Raw genomic sequence first — 15,414 nt, 5'->3', positions numbered from 1 at the left:
AAAAGAACTTTCCCTTAAATCGAAATCTCTAACACATGGGCGTATTCACCCGATTTATCACCTAAATCCTTAATCGTAAGGGCTTCCTTGGTTTGCTCAAAATCTATTTTAGCTTCGCTCCCCAAGAGTCTTACACCCTTGATATCCAAACCTTCGGCGTATGCATTGGCACTTCCTAGGGAGGCTATATCTATTTTACCGTCCTTCGGCCAAGCCAACATAATGGCATAGAGCTTATCTCCCTTTTGGGTAAACCGAATGTCTTGTCCTGTAAATTCTTTGTTCTTTCCTTCGGAATGATGTCCCTTCTTAACCTCTGTAGGACCTTCTCCAAAGGTTTTCCAATATCGGGTATCATATATGGCATCACCGTTAACGGCAAGCCAATCACCGATCTGCAACAAGATTTCCTTTTGGTCCTCAGGAATGGTTCCGTCTGACTTCGGGCCTACGTTCAACAATAGGTTTCCATTTTTAGAAACAATGTCTACCAAATCATCGATAATTTGGTTCGGGGTTTTTGAAATCCAGTTAGTAACGTGCGACCATGAATTTTTACCTATTGAAGTATCGGTCTGCCAAGGCAACTTACGAATACCCGGCAGTTTCCCCCTTTCAAGGTCATAGATTACGGTACCTTCGGGAAAAGCCTCATGACCAAAGTTTTTATCGTTGATCAAAACCTCTTTTCCCCATTCAATACCCTTATTATAGTAGTAAGCGGCCAACTTAGGTCGTAAATCGGCAAAATCTTCAATATCTACATAGAAGTCAAAATAAAGAATATCAGGTTGATAGTTGTCTACCAAGTCAATGGTTCGCTTCCACCAGCGTTCTTTGAATTTTTCGGAAACCGGTTCCTTAAGGTCTTTTCCTTTGCTCGAATATAGGTCGGCGTACTCGGGGTCTACCGTATCGAACTTATCTTTCTTATTGTAAAAAGACCAGTTAAAGGCAAAATGCGACGATGCCCCCATCTTTAGGCCTTGTGCCCTACCCTCTTTGAACAGTTCGCCCAAGACATCCCTTTTAGGGCCCATATCGTAAGCATTCCAGCGGGTCGTATTCGATTTGTACATGGCAAAACCATCGTGGTGATCCGCCACCGGCACCACATAACGGGCTCCCGACCGTTTAAAAAGGTCGATCCATTCCTTGGCGTCGAATTTTTCGGCCTTGAACATGGGGATAAAATCTTTGTAACCAAACTCCTTTTGATCTCCCCAGGTCTTTTTATGATGTGTATAGGTTGCATTGGGTCCTTTCTTACCGGGTTTTAAGGTAGCAGAAAAGGTTGCGGTATCCATATACATCTGCCTAGGATACCATTCCGAACCAAAAGCAGGTACCGAATAGGCGCCCCAATGGATAAAAATTCCAAATTTATCATCGCTGAACCATTTAGGGTCTTTATAGTTTTTCTTGATAGATTCCCAATTCGGCTGAAACACTTTAGCTGTATCCGCAGCGCTCAACTGAGCCGTATTCTTCCCTTTCTTTTTATCTGAACTACCACAAGAAGCAATACAGACAATAGCGACAGACATTGCCGCTAAGTGTTTTAAATTCATAAGTAATGGTTGTTATTGACGATGCTATTTTTTACCGTCATGTTTACCTTGGCTAAATTCTATTTTTATAGACGATCGCCGCGCCACGAATGTTCTAAAGGCTACAACAAATGGGCATTTTAAATTTCTTGTCGCCCTATACCTAGCTAAAGCAAGGCTTCTCTTTCTGTCTGGAACTTGACAATAAATTGACATCGGTGCTTTCCTGATATTTTCGGCATATCCAGTCAAACCGAGACGAATTTGGACCACTTAGGGCCCGCAACCGCCAAAAAAACCATCTGTTCTATTTTTTCGGTTGTACGTGGTCTTTTTCCACATAATTATTTTAGAATTTCACCACAACAAATATTAACGTAAAATGATGTTACGAAACAGCTTTCTTTTTATTCTTTTACTACAGTTCTCTTTTTCATTCGCCCAACTGAATACCGAGGCCGCTTATGGCGACATATCTTTCAATACGGATTGGCGTTTTCAAAAAGGTGATCCCGCCGGAGCCGAAAAAAGTTCGTTTAACGATGCCGCTTGGCGGCAATTAGACCTACCACATGATTGGGCCATTGAAGGCCCCTTCGACAAAAAATACAACGCCCGTACGGGGGGCTTGCCCGTACACGGTACTGCTTGGTACCGCAAACATTTTACTATCGACAAAAAATACGCCGGTCAACAAATAGCAATTGCCTTCGATGGTATTATGAACAATAGCAAGGTCTATATCAATGGAACCTTCGTAGGCGAACGCCCTTTTGGCTATATGGGGTTTGAAGTCGATTTGACGCCCTACATCAAATTCGGGGAAGAAAACGTAATCTCCATTCGGGTCGCCCCCGAAGATTTAGCTTCCCGCTGGTACTCCGGAGCGGGTATCTACCGAAATACCTATCTAAAAATAAACAGCCCCGTTCATGTTCCCCAATGGGGCACCTACATTACCACGCCCGAGGTTTCCGATCAAAAGGCCATCGTAAAAATAGAAACGACCGTCAAGAATGCCGTTGACAAAAAAGCAAGGGTGACCATGACCACTACAATTCTAGATGCCCATAAAAAGGAAGTGGCCTCGAACAGCCAAAAAATCAAACTCGATAAATCTTCCGAGCAAGTCGTTATAGAAGAAATAGCAGTAAACTCCCCTACCCGATGGGATATTGAACATCCGTATCTGTACGAAGTAGTGACCCAGATCAAAAAGGGCAATACCTTAATAGACGAATACCACAGCACCCTGGGTATCCGTACCATTTCCTTCGATGCAAAAAAAGGATTCTTCCTTAATGAAAAGCCCGTAGAACTTAACGGGGTATGCATGCACCATGACCTTGGTCCCTTGGGTGCCGCGGTAAACTATAGGGCTACCGAACGCCAAATGCAAATTATGCAAAGTATGGGGGTAAATGCCTTGCGAACAAGTCACAACCCTCCTTCCCCCGAAATGCTCGAGGTTTGCGATAAACTAGGCATTGTCGTCATAGATGAAGCCTTTGACGAATGGAAAATACCAAAGGTCATAAACGGTTACAACAAATTCTTTGACGAATGGCACGAACGCGATTTACGGGATATGATCAAGAGAGACCGCAACCATCCGTCCATAATTATGTGGAGTATTGGTAACGAAATCATAGAACAACGTGAAAAAGACGGTTGGAAAGTCGCCAAAATGCTAAACGACATCTGTCACGATGAAGACCATACCCGACCTACCACGGCCGGTTTCAACAACTACGGCGGGGCTTTTAAAAACAAACTAGCCTATCAGATAGATATCGTTGGCCTGAACTACAAGCCTTATGATTATGCCGCTACTATAAAGGAAAATCCCGGTATGATCCTCTATGGCTCCGAAACCTCATCGCAGACCAGTAGCCGTGGCTCCTATCATCTGCCCATAACTTACGACCACCAAAAAGAAACCCTGCAAGTATCGAGTTACGACGTAACGGTAGGACCACCTTGGGCCTATCCTCCCGATGTTGAATTTGACGTACAGGCCGAAAACCCTTCTTTTTTAGGGGAATTTATGTGGACGGGCTTCGATTATCTCGGCGAACCCACTCCTTATGGCGGCCGAGACAATTCTACGGATGGCTATTGGAACGCCGATTGGCCCGTACATGCCTCTTACTTTGCCCCAGTAGATCTATGTGGGTTTCCCAAAGACAGATACTATCTCTACCAAAGCCAATGGACCACAAAACCTATGGTTCACGTATTGCCACATTGGAATTGGGAAGGAAAGGAAGGGGAAGAAATTCCCGTATTCGCCTATACCAACTGCGATGAAGTTGAATTGATCGTGAACGGAAAATCAATGGGAAGAAAAGTAAAAGGAGTCGATACTACCGATATCCCAGCGGAATTCCGTGGATTTGAAAAAGGAATGTACACATCTAAATACAGATTAAGCTGGAATGTTCCTTACCAACCCGGAAGCTTAAAAGTAATTGGTTATAAAGACGGAAAAGCCGTGGCCGAAAAAACCATCAAAACCGCTAAAAAGGCATCAAACATTCGCCTAACGCCAGATCGTACCGAAATCACGGCAGACGGAAAAGACCTTTCCTTTATCGAGGTCGATATTACGGATGCCGATGGCAACCTAATACCCTTAGCCGACAACCAAGTGCACTTTAGCGTTGAAGGCGTAGGAAGTCTTGTTGCCGTGGGCAACGGAAACCCAGCCTCTTTAGAATCGTTTCAAGACACTAAGATCAAGGCTTTTAACGGAAAATGTTTAGTTATAGTGAAATCTGCCAAGGCAGCAGGGAACATCACAATATCAGCCACTTCCAAAGGACTAGAGAGCTCAAAAATCATAGTAAGGACAAAGTAATCCAAATGAAAATATCTCAATTCATCTGTTTTGCCATATGCTCATTGTTTTATTGGCAGGCAGTTGCCACAGATTTTAATGTGCTTGACTATGGCGCTAAGGCAGATGGAGTGACGGTAGACACCAGAGCTGTTCAAGATGCTATTGATGCCTGTACCAAAAATGGCGGCGGCCGAGTTTTGATTCCGGCCGGCAAAACCGTGGTCACGGGTACGATTTACTTAAAGGATTTTGTTACCCTCCATATTGAAAACGGAGCCACACTCCTTGGGAGCCCGAATTACCGTGACTACGCAACGGACACCCATAAGAACATGTACAAGAACGAACCGCACATGGACCGTTGTTTGATCTTTGCCAAAGACGCACGCTCCATTGCCATTGAGGGTTATGGTACAATTGACGGAAATGGACATCAAAAAAACTTCAACAAGAAAAAAGGAGGCAGGCCTATGATGATTCGGTTTGTTAATGTGAAAGACATCCATCTGAATAACATTACCCTTATCAACCCTGCCGCATGGACCTCTGCTTGGCTCTACTGTGATAATATTTCGGTGAGCGGCATCACTATCATCAGTCGGGTAAACAATAACGGAGACGGCCTCGATTTTGACGGATGCACGAACGTTCGCGTAACCAATAGCAATTTTGACAATAGTGACGACAGCATTTGCCTGCAGGCCTCAAGACCCGATAAACCTTGCAAAAACATTACGGTCAGCAATTGCCATTTTAGTACCAAATGGGGCGGAATGCGCATCGGCCTCCTCTCTCGGGGAAATATCGAATCGGTTACGGTGACCAACTGTACTTTTAAGGATATTCAGGATTCGGGACTTAAGATCCAGCAATGCGAAGGGGGTGAAATGAAGAACATGGTCTTTAGTAATTTGGTGATGGAAAATGTGCCACGCCCCATTTTTATGACCTTCGCCCAGCAACGTGCCTCAGTTGATACACCGGAAGGCCAATTAGAGCCGCTAAAAAGTATGCACAACTTTAGCTTTAGCAATATTGTGGTAGACAATTCCAAGCTTGATAAAAACTCAACCTTCTTTTTGACCGGGTTTCCAGGACATCGTATAGAAGACATTACCATTACGGATGTTCAATTTACGGTATCCGGCGGAGGAACGGTGGAGGATGCAAAAAAAACAGATCTCAAAGAATACACCCAAGAAGTACTTAATGGCTGGTGGCCCGAATTCAGCTTGGTCGGTACCCTGCCCGCTTCGGGACTTTACGCTCGCCATATCAACGGCTTGGTCGTTGACAATTTCAGTATTAAAACGATAAACGAAGACCAAAGAGCCCCCATAGTCCTAAAAAATGTTGAAAACGTGGAAGTAAACAGGATTTACCTCAACAAAAAAAAGCTCAGCAAAAACCAAATCCAAAACAACTAAAATGAAGGATAAGTTACACTTTACAAGTCTATTGATAGCCTTTATACTATTTGTCGGCTGCAACCCTAAATCAGACGTCTACAAGGCTACCGATTTTGGGGCCATTGCCAATGGGAAAACCGTAAATACGGAAGCCATACAGCGTGCCATTGACGCTTGTAACGAAGGAGGAGGCGGTACAGTGATCCTTGATAAAGGGGATTATGTTTCGGGAACGCTGCTACTGAAAGACAAGGTTACGCTTCATATTGCCGAAGATGCCCAACTGATAGGAAGCTCCAATCCCTTAGATTACCAGAGCATCGATACCTTTACCGATGCTACGGGACAAAAACGGGGCAACTGCCTTATCGGCGCAAAAAATGCCACGAACATTGCCGTAACCGGAAAAGGGACTATCGATGGAAACGGGGAAGCCTTCCTTGCAAAAAATATAAAGGCAAAAATTAAGGAGCTGAACCTTGCCCAAACCGAAGGTTTTGGCTCAAACAGGCCCTTTCTTCTGCGTTTTGTTAATTCCTCCCAGATTAAGGTACAGGATGTTCACTTACGCCAACCGGCCGCATGGACATGCCACTTCTACCAATCCAATGACATCCTGGTCGAGAACGTATCTATTTACAGCCATGCCCATAAAAACAACGATGGTATTGATCTAGATTCCAGTTACGATGCCATTATTAAAAACTGCGACATCAATACTGGTGATGATGCCATTTGCATCAAAACTACGAGTCCAAAACCCACCTATAACGTACAGGTTAGCGATTGCAGACTCAGAAGCGACTGGGGTTCGATCAAGTTCGGCACGGAGTCTATGGGAGATATGTACAACATCGATATTACAAACTGCCAAATTTACGATACTAAGGGCGGCGGTATCAAGGTTTTGAGTGTTGACGGGGCCAATATTCACGATGTGACCATAGACGGTATTCAGATGGACCGAGTAGATATGCCCATTTTCATTCGTCTTGGAGAACGCCTACGCACCTATCGCAATGCCGAAAAACAAGAAGTTGGCTCTATTACCGATGTAATCATCAAAAATGTAAAAGGCAGTGCACGGGCCCTCGATAGCTCTAGGGTAAATCCGCCTTCAGGTATATTGATGACGGGCACTCCCAACCATAAAATCGGGAAAATCCTCCTAGAGAACATTGAACTGGAATTGCCCGGCGGTGGGATTGAAGAACACACAATGGCCACGGTTGCGGAAGATGAAACCCGTTACCCTGAGTTCAGCTTCTTTACAGTACTGCCTGCCTACGGCCTTTACGGAAGACATATAGAAAATCTGCAAACCAACAACGTCGTGTTCACGTTAAACGGCACCGATAAAAGAGAATCTCAAGTTTTAGTGGACACCCATACAACCCTATCAGAATAACATTATGAATTTCAAAAATCAATTCACCGTTTACGTTTTAGTCTTTTTCAGCGCACTCTTGGGCCTTCCTATCCAAGCCCAAAAGCGCAAAACAAAAAAGAAAGACCAACCCAATGTACTCATCATCTATACCGATGACCACCGTTTTTCAGGTGTTCATGCCTTGGGTGGAATGCAAGTAAAAACACCAAATATAGATGCCTTGATCGCCGATGGGGTATCATTTTCCAACGGTTACTTGATGGGCGCATTTTCTGGGGCCACCTGCGTACCTAGCAGGGCTATGCTATTGACCGGAAGAAACGTATTCGATCTACAGGGACAAGGACACAGTATTCCTCCCGAACATACCACCATAGGCGAAGCGTTGCAAGCTAATGACTACAACACCCATATCGTGGGAAAATGGCACCAAGACAATGCTTCCTTGGCGCGCTCCTTCGATTCGGGAGACCGGCTTATGTCAAGAGGCCTTTACCTCGTCGACCATTTTCGTATGCCCTTGTGGGATTGGAAAAAAGATGGCGACTACAAATTTGAAGACGGCTACCTATTGGAATATGATAAAAACGGAAAAGTCGTTCGAAGACCGATAAGCAAAGAAGATAAAAGAGGTCCGACCGGTACGGAGAAAAATGGCCCACATACCTCTGAAATCTATGCAGAAAGTGCTTCAGAGTATATTAAGGGCTACAAGAAAAAAAATCCCTTCTTTATGTATCTGGCATTTCACGCGCCCCACGACCCACGACAGGCACCACAAGAATATAAAGATATGTACCCTGTTGAAGACATTGTACTCCCCCCTTCCTATATGGCGCAACATCCTTTTGACAACGGCGATATGTTCCTAAGGGACGAAGAACTGGCCGTATGGCCCCGAACACCGGAAGTAGCCAAACAAGAACTTTCCGATTATTATGCCATTATTACCCATTTAGATGCCCAAATAGGCAAAGTCATCGCTTCATTAAAAGAAAGTGGGGCCTATAAGAATACCCTAATCGTTTTTGCCGGTGATAGCGGTCTGGCCGTAGGTAACCATGGCCTGATGGGCAAACAGAATATTTATGACGAAGACGGGGTTCATATTCCCCTTATCTTTTCAGGAAACCTCATAAAAGATAAAGGCAGTAAGAGAGATGCCCTGGCCTATAACTTCGATATCTTTCCTACCATCTGCGATTTTATAGGTGTAGACATTCCAAGTTCCGTGACCGGCAAAAGCCTATTGCCCGTTATCAACAAAGAGAAGGCCAGTGTTCGCGATTATACCTATCATGCCTACAAACAATTCCAAAGGGCCTATAGAAAAGGGGATTATAAACTCATCGAATACGTACGCGCCAAAAATTACGACAAGAAAAATGGTGAAACCGTAAAAGGATCCCGTGTTACCCAATTGTTCAATATAAAAAACGACCCTTGGGAAGTCTACGACCTTTCCTTCTTTCCCGAATACGCCGATCAGGTGAAGACCATGCGTAAGGAAATGAAAGAGAAAGCCAAAGAATTGGGCGATATCAAGGAAAATATTGAGGGAGAGAAATACGGGTTTTGGGAGTTTTATTGAATTCAGACAATTTAAAAACCGCTTCAAAACCAGAACAATGAAAGTCACAAACCACAAAACCCTATGGGCCTTGCTAGGAAGCATCATCATTTCCTCCAATGCAATGGCCCAAGAAAAACCGAACATCATCCTTTTGTATGCCGATGATATTAGTGCTCGGGAACTTCCCATTTACGGTTCTACGGTTTGGAGCCCACCGAAAGGGGGCAACAGCTCCGATATTCAATACCGGGCCAAAACCCCGGTATTGAACCAACTCGCCGAAGAAGGCTGCTATATAAAGACCGCTTGGGCAGCCACCATATGCGGCCCAAGTAGGGCCATGATGATGACGGGCAGATATGCCCACTTGCACAAATGGTGGCATAACAAAGACAAGGGCAAGGCACCCGACGGCAAGGGCTCTTGGAATTTATACGACAGTTCCCCCCACTCCATTGCAAATGTGGCCAAAGCGGGCGGGTATGCCACTTTTTGGGCGGGAAAAACCCAAATGAACATAGAGGGCTTCGCTTTTGACGAAGGCTGTTTTACCCCTGGTGAAGGCTCTTACAACAAAGCCATTCATACTACGGACTTCCGGTTAGAGACTAGAAAAGTAAACGGGAAAAAGAAGATTTTCAATGCGGATACCAATAAAGAAATTCACAAGAAAAGCTATGTGCAATCCGGTTGGTACTGGAAACCGCACGTACAACTCATGAACCACCCGGGCACCAACAAAAAGCTGGTTTGGTGGCCGAACACTAAAAAGGCAAAAAAAGAATTTGGCCTGAACACCTTTGGTCCCGATGTAGAACTCGATTTCATCTTTGAGTTCATGGAAAGAAAACAAAAGGAAGGCGAACCCTTCTTTGTTTACCACACCAGCCACCTAGGTCATGATGCATGGGACTTTCTTCACCCAGGTTCTGGAAACAAATGGCCCGGCACCCCGAAGATTAACTGGGACGGCACCAAATACTCCCGTATCGAACCCCATATCACCGGAGACAAGGGAGTATACAACACCCATGGTACGGTTACCGAAAGTGGTATCCACCATCACATCAACTATCTCGATTATCAAGTTTGGCAGTACATAAACAAACTCAAGGAGCTCGGTATCGAAAACAACACCATTTTCATTTTCTGTGCCGACAATGGTACGAGCGGTTATGGGAAATCGAGCCCTATTTCGCAAAAGGGAACCCATGTCCCCTTGATTATCTATGCCCCCGGTATGCATATGACCAAGAAAGGCTTACAAGATGTGTTGGTGAATATCTCAGATATGCTTCCTACCATTGCCGACATTGCCCAGGTTGAAATACCCGACAGCTACGAAATTAACGGAGAAAGCTTGCTTCCGTTTTTAACTACCGATAAAAAAACACATAGAAATTGGATTTACGCATATCATAAGGAAACCCAGATCGTAAGAGGAAATCTTGTTCTAAAGGATGGAAACAATGTCTGGTACGATGTGAGCCGAACGCCCGAAGACCTGATCAGTTTTCCAAAAATCACCGACTGGGGCAAAGTATCGCAAGCCCATAGAAAAGAACGCGATGAACTATTGCGGGTCATTCCCCAATATGACCTTCATGAAACGGCACATGACGCTCCGGTGAACGGCATAGGCCCCGTAACTCCGCTAATCTTAAAAAAATAATACCTATTAAAAATGATTCTTAAACAAGCTATTTTGACCCTCGTTCTTGTAAACGCCAGTCTTTTTGCCCAAGACCCCCCTAAAACCTATAGTTCCACCGACAAAGAAACACGCCAAGGTCCACCCAAACCACCTATGGGCAAGCGATGGGTGCTAAACCCTGATTTTTCCGACGAGTTCAACGGTACCGAACTCGACACCACCAAATGGCTCGACCACCACCCGACCTGGATCGGCAGGGCCCCAGGTCTTTTTATGTCCTCACAGGTTTCGGTAGGAGACGGGTTTTTAAAGATGGAAGGAAAAAAATTAGAGAAAGACACTATTGTACATGCCTACGGCAAAGACATTACCTTTAACATAGCGGGTGCCGCAGTAGTGTCTAAAAAGGCGACGAAATTCGGGTATTACGAATGTCGCGTCAAAGCCGCGGCCACAACGATGTCTACCACCTTTTGGTTTTCAAGCTCCAATAATTTCAAAGGGCCTAAGGATTGTGACCGCTACGGTTTGGAATGGGACATTCATGAATCTATCGGACGCGAAGGCGATTTCAATGGAAGTTATTTTGCCAGTGGCATGCATTCCAATGCCCATTTTTGGTATACCGATTGCAACGGAAAAAAATATGACCACAGGGCACCGCAAGTAAAGTTCGAAGACGCCAAGCTTACCTCCGAAGACTTTAATGTTTATGGAGGATGGTGGCGCGATGAAAGCACCGCTAGCTATTACTATAACAACAGGCCGCCCAAACACCAAAAATTCTATGACAAGGTAAAGAAGAAACCTTTTGACCAGCCAATGTACATGCGTCTGGTAAACGAAACCTATCCTTTTCCCTGGATCGAACTTCCTAATGCCGAAGAGCTATCTGACCCGAGCAAGAACACAGTCTATTACGATTGGGTCAGGGCCTACCGATTGGTCGATGTAAACGACCCTAATTCCGAAGTAGAAAAAGACCCGACCCTAAAACTGTACCACGAAAACGTAACGTTTCCTAGTGCGACCATCGAACACAAACGATCAAAATCCCTAGAAATCCCCCTTTCGTATCAAGCGAACGAAGACCGTGAAATAGCATTTATACTGTTTGACAACGAAGGCAAAAAAATAAAGGAAGCGATTCTCACGGCCTATGCCGGATATGCCAACCTGGAATACACCTTGCAATTGGATCAAAAATTACCGCTCGAATCCCCTTATAAGCTCTCGGCCCATATACGTCCGTTAAAGGGGAATAAAAAAAATAGCCTTGACGAAAGTACGGTCTATATCCATTTGACCAAATAAGGTCCCTAGGTCGTTCACTTAAATAAAAATGACATGAATAAAAAGATGATAGCCCCCAAGATAACATTGTTATTCACGGTTTTATGCGGTATATCGACCTACGGGCAAAATACGGATGGGAACAAGGACTTTTTTGAGCGCCTAAAGACCCAAGACCTAGCCTCCGACCCCTCGGTGGTTTGGCAGCAATTCGGCCCGGGAATGAGCGGAAACAACAAATGTGCCTTTTGGCATCCGACCGACCCCAACTCCCTTTATATCAGTCCGAATATGGGAAATTCCTACGTTTCTTTCGATCAAGGAAAAACCTACAATACCATGCTCGATGAAGATGCTACAGGGTACAGGGAAGGCCAACGAGGCCCCATGCAGTTGTTCAGTATCGATTTTTCACGCCAAAACCCCGATTTCGGTTTTTGTAGCGATGACAAGAACAAGGGCATCTTTGTTACCCATGACCGCGGGCGATCATGGCAGAACCTGAACCATCCGGTATTCGAGGGCAAATATGTGTCGTGTGTAGCGGTAGACCCGAAAAATGATGCCATTTGGTATGCAGGAGGTGGCGAAATGCGGCATTTGGGAAGAATGCTCTTTCCGAATAGCCAACCCCATGGCTCAAAAGAACATAAGCCCAGCCTCAACAAACTATGGAAAAGTACCGACAAGGGAAAAACCTGGAAACTCATGAACAAGGGGTTTCACCCCGATACCCAATTCGAAACCCTATTGGTTGACCCGAAAGATTCGAACACGATCTATGCCAGCACCAACTACGGTTTTTACAAAAGTACCGATGGGGCAAAACACTGGAAACAGAAGACCAAGGGCTTCGATTATGACGTAATGCGGGCCATGGCGCACCATTACGACCCTGGCACCAACACCCTTACGCTCTACCTTATCTCCAATCCTATGTGGAAACCCGACGGGAAGACATTGACCGATGACAAAGGGGGTATCTTCAAGAGTGTAGACCGTGGGGAAACTTGGCAAAAACTACAAGGCAACCTAAGCCTAGACATGCGTCAATTTCAAAACAACGCCGATATCAAAAAGAGCTATGTACACTGTGCCGCCTATGTTTTTGGTATGAAAGACGGTGAATTCAAAAAGAAATATCCTGAGATGCCCTCGGCCATTACCATTCGTTTCAATACCATTGCGGTAGACCCCAATGATGCCAACAACATTTACCTGAACAACGAATATTCCAATGCCTCGCGAAATAATTTCAAACCTGGGCAAATATGGCGCAGCAAAGATGGGGGGAAGACATGGCATGTTGCCCTGCGAAACGGAAAGGCATGGAAAAAAGGTTCTAAAGACTACGCCTATTGGACCGACAGGGGCAACCCTATGGGAACCAATATTTCCCTCCGTTATTTGAAAGATTGGGTAGACCGTGATTTTTACGAACGTAAAGGTTCCAATTTTGTTCGGTGGAATGCCGACGGAACCGTACTTCATACCCAAATGGCCAAAATATCGCTTATGAGCTACGACAAGGGCGAAACCTGGGTAGATATCGATGACGAGTATACCACTCCCGGTACGGAAAGTTATGTCGGAGCGGGAAACAGCAATCTGCCCGGCCACGGTTTCTACCAACATCCCGAAGTAAGGCACAAGGTATTCTGTATGGCCGGCGAAAACAGTCTATGGATTACCAACAACGAAGGACCTAAGTTACGTCTAGGGGCACAAGCTGCGGAGTCACATAATTTTCTTGACAATGAAACCTCCTTAAGTTGGTACGCCATACATCCTAAAGATACGATGATCCATTACGCTTTGTTCTTTAGACAGGCGGCAAAAGGCAAATTTCTAAAGTCCATTGATAATGGAAAAACGTGGCAAGAGCAGGGCATAGCAATCCCTAAATGGGAAACAAAACCCCACAGTGGTGACCAAAGTGTACACCAAAACCATCTTATCATAGACCCTGACAATCCCGACAACATGTATTTTGTGGTACCCAAGCGTTCTACGGACCTGCAATGGGTCGGGAATTCGGTAACGGGTTTTGGAGTACACAAAACATACGACGGCGGAAAAACATGGCAAGAAGCGAATACAGGCCTGCCCGATTCCCGTGATGCAACAAAAATCGCCTTCGACCCTAAGGACCCCAACACGCTTTACGTAGCCATACAGAACAAAGGAGGGGGACTCTTTAAATCGATTGACAACGGCAAGTATTGGAGTAAGGTTTCTTCCACCGAAAAAATATCGGGCGACCAAGGCATTAACGACATCCATTTCTCTAGAGACGGAAAAGCCTATATTACCGCAGGTAGCAAAAGGGGAAAACCCAATGCCGGAGGGGTTTGGGTCAGTAACGACGGCCTTCGTACCTGGAAACGGATTTTTGACCACCCTTGGACCAACCGTATTGAAACGGCCTACTACAACCCGAACACCATTTTGGTCTCTACCTTGGGCAATGTCTCCATCGGTACAAAAAATGCAGGCACCTACCTTTCACAAGATGGAGGAAAGTCATGGTCAAAAATAAATAAGGGCAACGGCCAAAGCGATCGCATCAACGATATTGCCATAGACAACTATACCCCGGGCAAGTTTTACGCTTCAACACGAGGTAGTGGATGGTACGTAGCACAGCACCCAAAACCGAACAAGTCCATAACCACCCAGAACTAACCAGAACACCCAAGAAGCATGAAAAACCTTTCCTTTTTACTCTCGACCCTATGCGGTATAACCTACGGCCTACACGCCCAAGCAGAGCTTTTGGTACCCGAACAGGCCAATCAATACGTACGCGTATACAAAGCGGACGGAGACTATTTTTTCGGTCCCGACACCCCAAACCTGAAAGAGGGCAAATGGTACGACGAATGGGTGCCCAACGACCACACCTTTGTAAAGGGCGATGACGGCTTATGGCACATATTCGGCATTACCCACCCCCTCGTGGAAACCAAACCGCTCAACAAGGGGATACATGAAGGTGAATACGCTTCCTTTCACGCCGTGTCACGGGCTACAAATTTCAAGGAAACCCTAAAAGAAAACCATTATAACGACCTTCCCAAGATACTCGCCCCTAGAGACCGACCCGGTGAAATACCTGCAAACCACGCCCCTTATGTCGTTAGAAAAGACGGACGCTTTCAAATGGTATACGGCCATAGCCCTATCCGTTTGGCTGTTTCCGATAATCTCTATGATTGGGAACCAAAAGGAGAACTCTTTTCAGACCCCGATGGCGCACGAGATCCCAATTTACTTTTATACAAAGGCACATATTACCTGACCTACTGTTCCATTAAAAGTGTCCGTATGGTGACTTCCAAAGATTTAATACACTGGAGCGAACCCAAAACCATTCTCAAAACGAATCAATTCGACCCAGAATCTCCCAGTCTATTGTTTCATAACAATTCCTTTTACCTTTTTGTCTGTGCCTGGGAAGGTGGATGGGACGGCAAGGATATTCAAGGCGCCTATACCCACAAAGCCTATGTCTATCAGTCGAATGACCTAACCAATTTTGGGGTTGACCAAGAAAAGGAAATTACCGTGTTAAAGGCACATGCCCCCGAGATTTTTCAGGGTGAAGATGGGCAGTGGTATATATCAAGTGTAGAATGGCCTTACAGAGGGGTGAGTATAGACCGCTTTACCTGGAAGCCACAAAACCATAAACAAAAGTAAA

General features: G+C 45.2%; 9 protein-coding genes. 8 read left to right on the top strand and 1 reads right to left on the bottom strand.

Translation table 11 applies throughout. The features are described 5' to 3' along the window. Nucleotides 1–14: 14 nt before the first annotated feature. On the bottom strand, nt 15–1,571 hold the full coding sequence (locus B4Q04_RS16635) for an alpha-L-fucosidase (protein WP_013994962.1): 1,557 nt from the start codon (nt 1,569–1,571) through the stop codon (nt 15–17). Between the two features lie 361 nt (nt 1,572–1,932). On the opposite strand from B4Q04_RS16635, the gene galB reads away from it, so the two are divergent. The 8 genes from galB to B4Q04_RS16595 are packed head-to-tail and all read left to right on the top strand — an operon-like array spanning nt 1,933 to nt 15,413. Further along, entirely contained in the window at nt 1,933–4,410 is a 2,478-nt protein-coding gene (gene galB, locus B4Q04_RS16630; protein WP_013994961.1) for a beta-galactosidase GalB, read from the top strand. Nucleotides 4,411–4,415: 5 nt separating this feature from the next. Further along, complete coding sequence (locus B4Q04_RS16625) at nt 4,416–5,819, top strand: glycoside hydrolase family 28 protein (RefSeq protein WP_088697482.1); 1,404 nt, start codon at nt 4,416–4,418, stop codon at nt 5,817–5,819. Between the two features lies 1 nt (nt 5,820). Further along, entirely contained in the window at nt 5,821–7,209 is a 1,389-nt protein-coding gene (locus tag B4Q04_RS16620; RefSeq protein WP_088697481.1) for a glycoside hydrolase family 28 protein, read from the top strand. A 4-nt stretch (nt 7,210–7,213) separates the two neighbouring features. Beyond that, entirely contained in the window at nt 7,214–8,782 is a 1,569-nt protein-coding gene (locus tag B4Q04_RS16615) for a sulfatase-like hydrolase/transferase (RefSeq protein WP_088697480.1), read from the top strand. A gap of 37 nt (nt 8,783–8,819) precedes the next feature. Beyond that, a complete protein-coding gene (locus B4Q04_RS16610) occupies nt 8,820–10,436 on the top strand; it encodes a sulfatase-like hydrolase/transferase (protein WP_236631039.1) in 1,617 nt (538 codons plus the stop codon). A gap of 12 nt (nt 10,437–10,448) precedes the next feature. Then, on the top strand, nt 10,449–11,732 hold the full coding sequence (locus tag B4Q04_RS16605; protein WP_088697479.1) for a family 16 glycosylhydrolase: 1,284 nt from the start codon (nt 10,449–10,451) through the stop codon (nt 11,730–11,732). A gap of 33 nt (nt 11,733–11,765) precedes the next feature. After that, nucleotides 11,766–14,396 carry a WD40/YVTN/BNR-like repeat-containing protein gene (locus B4Q04_RS16600; protein ID WP_088697478.1) on the top strand — a complete coding sequence of 877 codons (2,631 nt, stop codon included), beginning with the start codon at nt 11,766–11,768 and terminating at the stop codon, nt 14,394–14,396. Between the two features lie 18 nt (nt 14,397–14,414). Further along, nucleotides 14,415–15,413, top strand: a complete 999-nt coding sequence (locus B4Q04_RS16595; RefSeq protein ID WP_013994954.1) for a family 43 glycosylhydrolase — start codon at nt 14,415–14,417, stop codon at nt 15,411–15,413. The last annotated feature ends 1 nt before the right edge of the window (nt 15,414 follow it).

The sequence above is a fragment of the Zobellia sp. OII3 genome, assembly GCF_002211465.1.
Taxonomy (GTDB): Bacteria; Bacteroidota; Bacteroidia; order Flavobacteriales; family Flavobacteriaceae; genus Zobellia; species Zobellia galactanivorans.
The sequence above is the reverse complement of the archived record's forward strand: the minus strand, read 5'-3'. Positions and strand labels throughout refer to the sequence as shown.

Bases quoted from the DNA above. Each gene is read 5' to 3' on its own strand.
- B4Q04_RS16600 (WP_088697478.1), top strand. From the start codon at position 11,766: ATGAATAAAAAGATGATAGCCCCCAAGATAACATTGTTATTCACGGTT.
- B4Q04_RS16635 (WP_013994962.1), bottom strand. From the start codon at position 1,571: ATGAATTTAAAACACTTAGCGGCAATGTCTGTCGCTATTGTCTGTATT.
- B4Q04_RS16605 (WP_088697479.1), top strand. From the start codon at position 10,449: ATGATTCTTAAACAAGCTATTTTGACCCTCGTTCTTGTAAACGCCAGT.
- galB (WP_013994961.1), top strand. From the start codon at position 1,933: ATGATGTTACGAAACAGCTTTCTTTTTATTCTTTTACTACAGTTCTCT.
- B4Q04_RS16610 (WP_236631039.1), top strand. From the start codon at position 8,820: ATGAAAGTCACAAACCACAAAACCCTATGGGCCTTGCTAGGAAGCATC.
- B4Q04_RS16595 (WP_013994954.1), top strand. From the start codon at position 14,415: ATGAAAAACCTTTCCTTTTTACTCTCGACCCTATGCGGTATAACCTAC.
- B4Q04_RS16625 (WP_088697482.1), top strand. From the start codon at position 4,416: ATGAAAATATCTCAATTCATCTGTTTTGCCATATGCTCATTGTTTTAT.
- B4Q04_RS16620 (WP_088697481.1), top strand. From the start codon at position 5,821: ATGAAGGATAAGTTACACTTTACAAGTCTATTGATAGCCTTTATACTA.
- B4Q04_RS16615 (WP_088697480.1), top strand. From the start codon at position 7,214: ATGAATTTCAAAAATCAATTCACCGTTTACGTTTTAGTCTTTTTCAGC.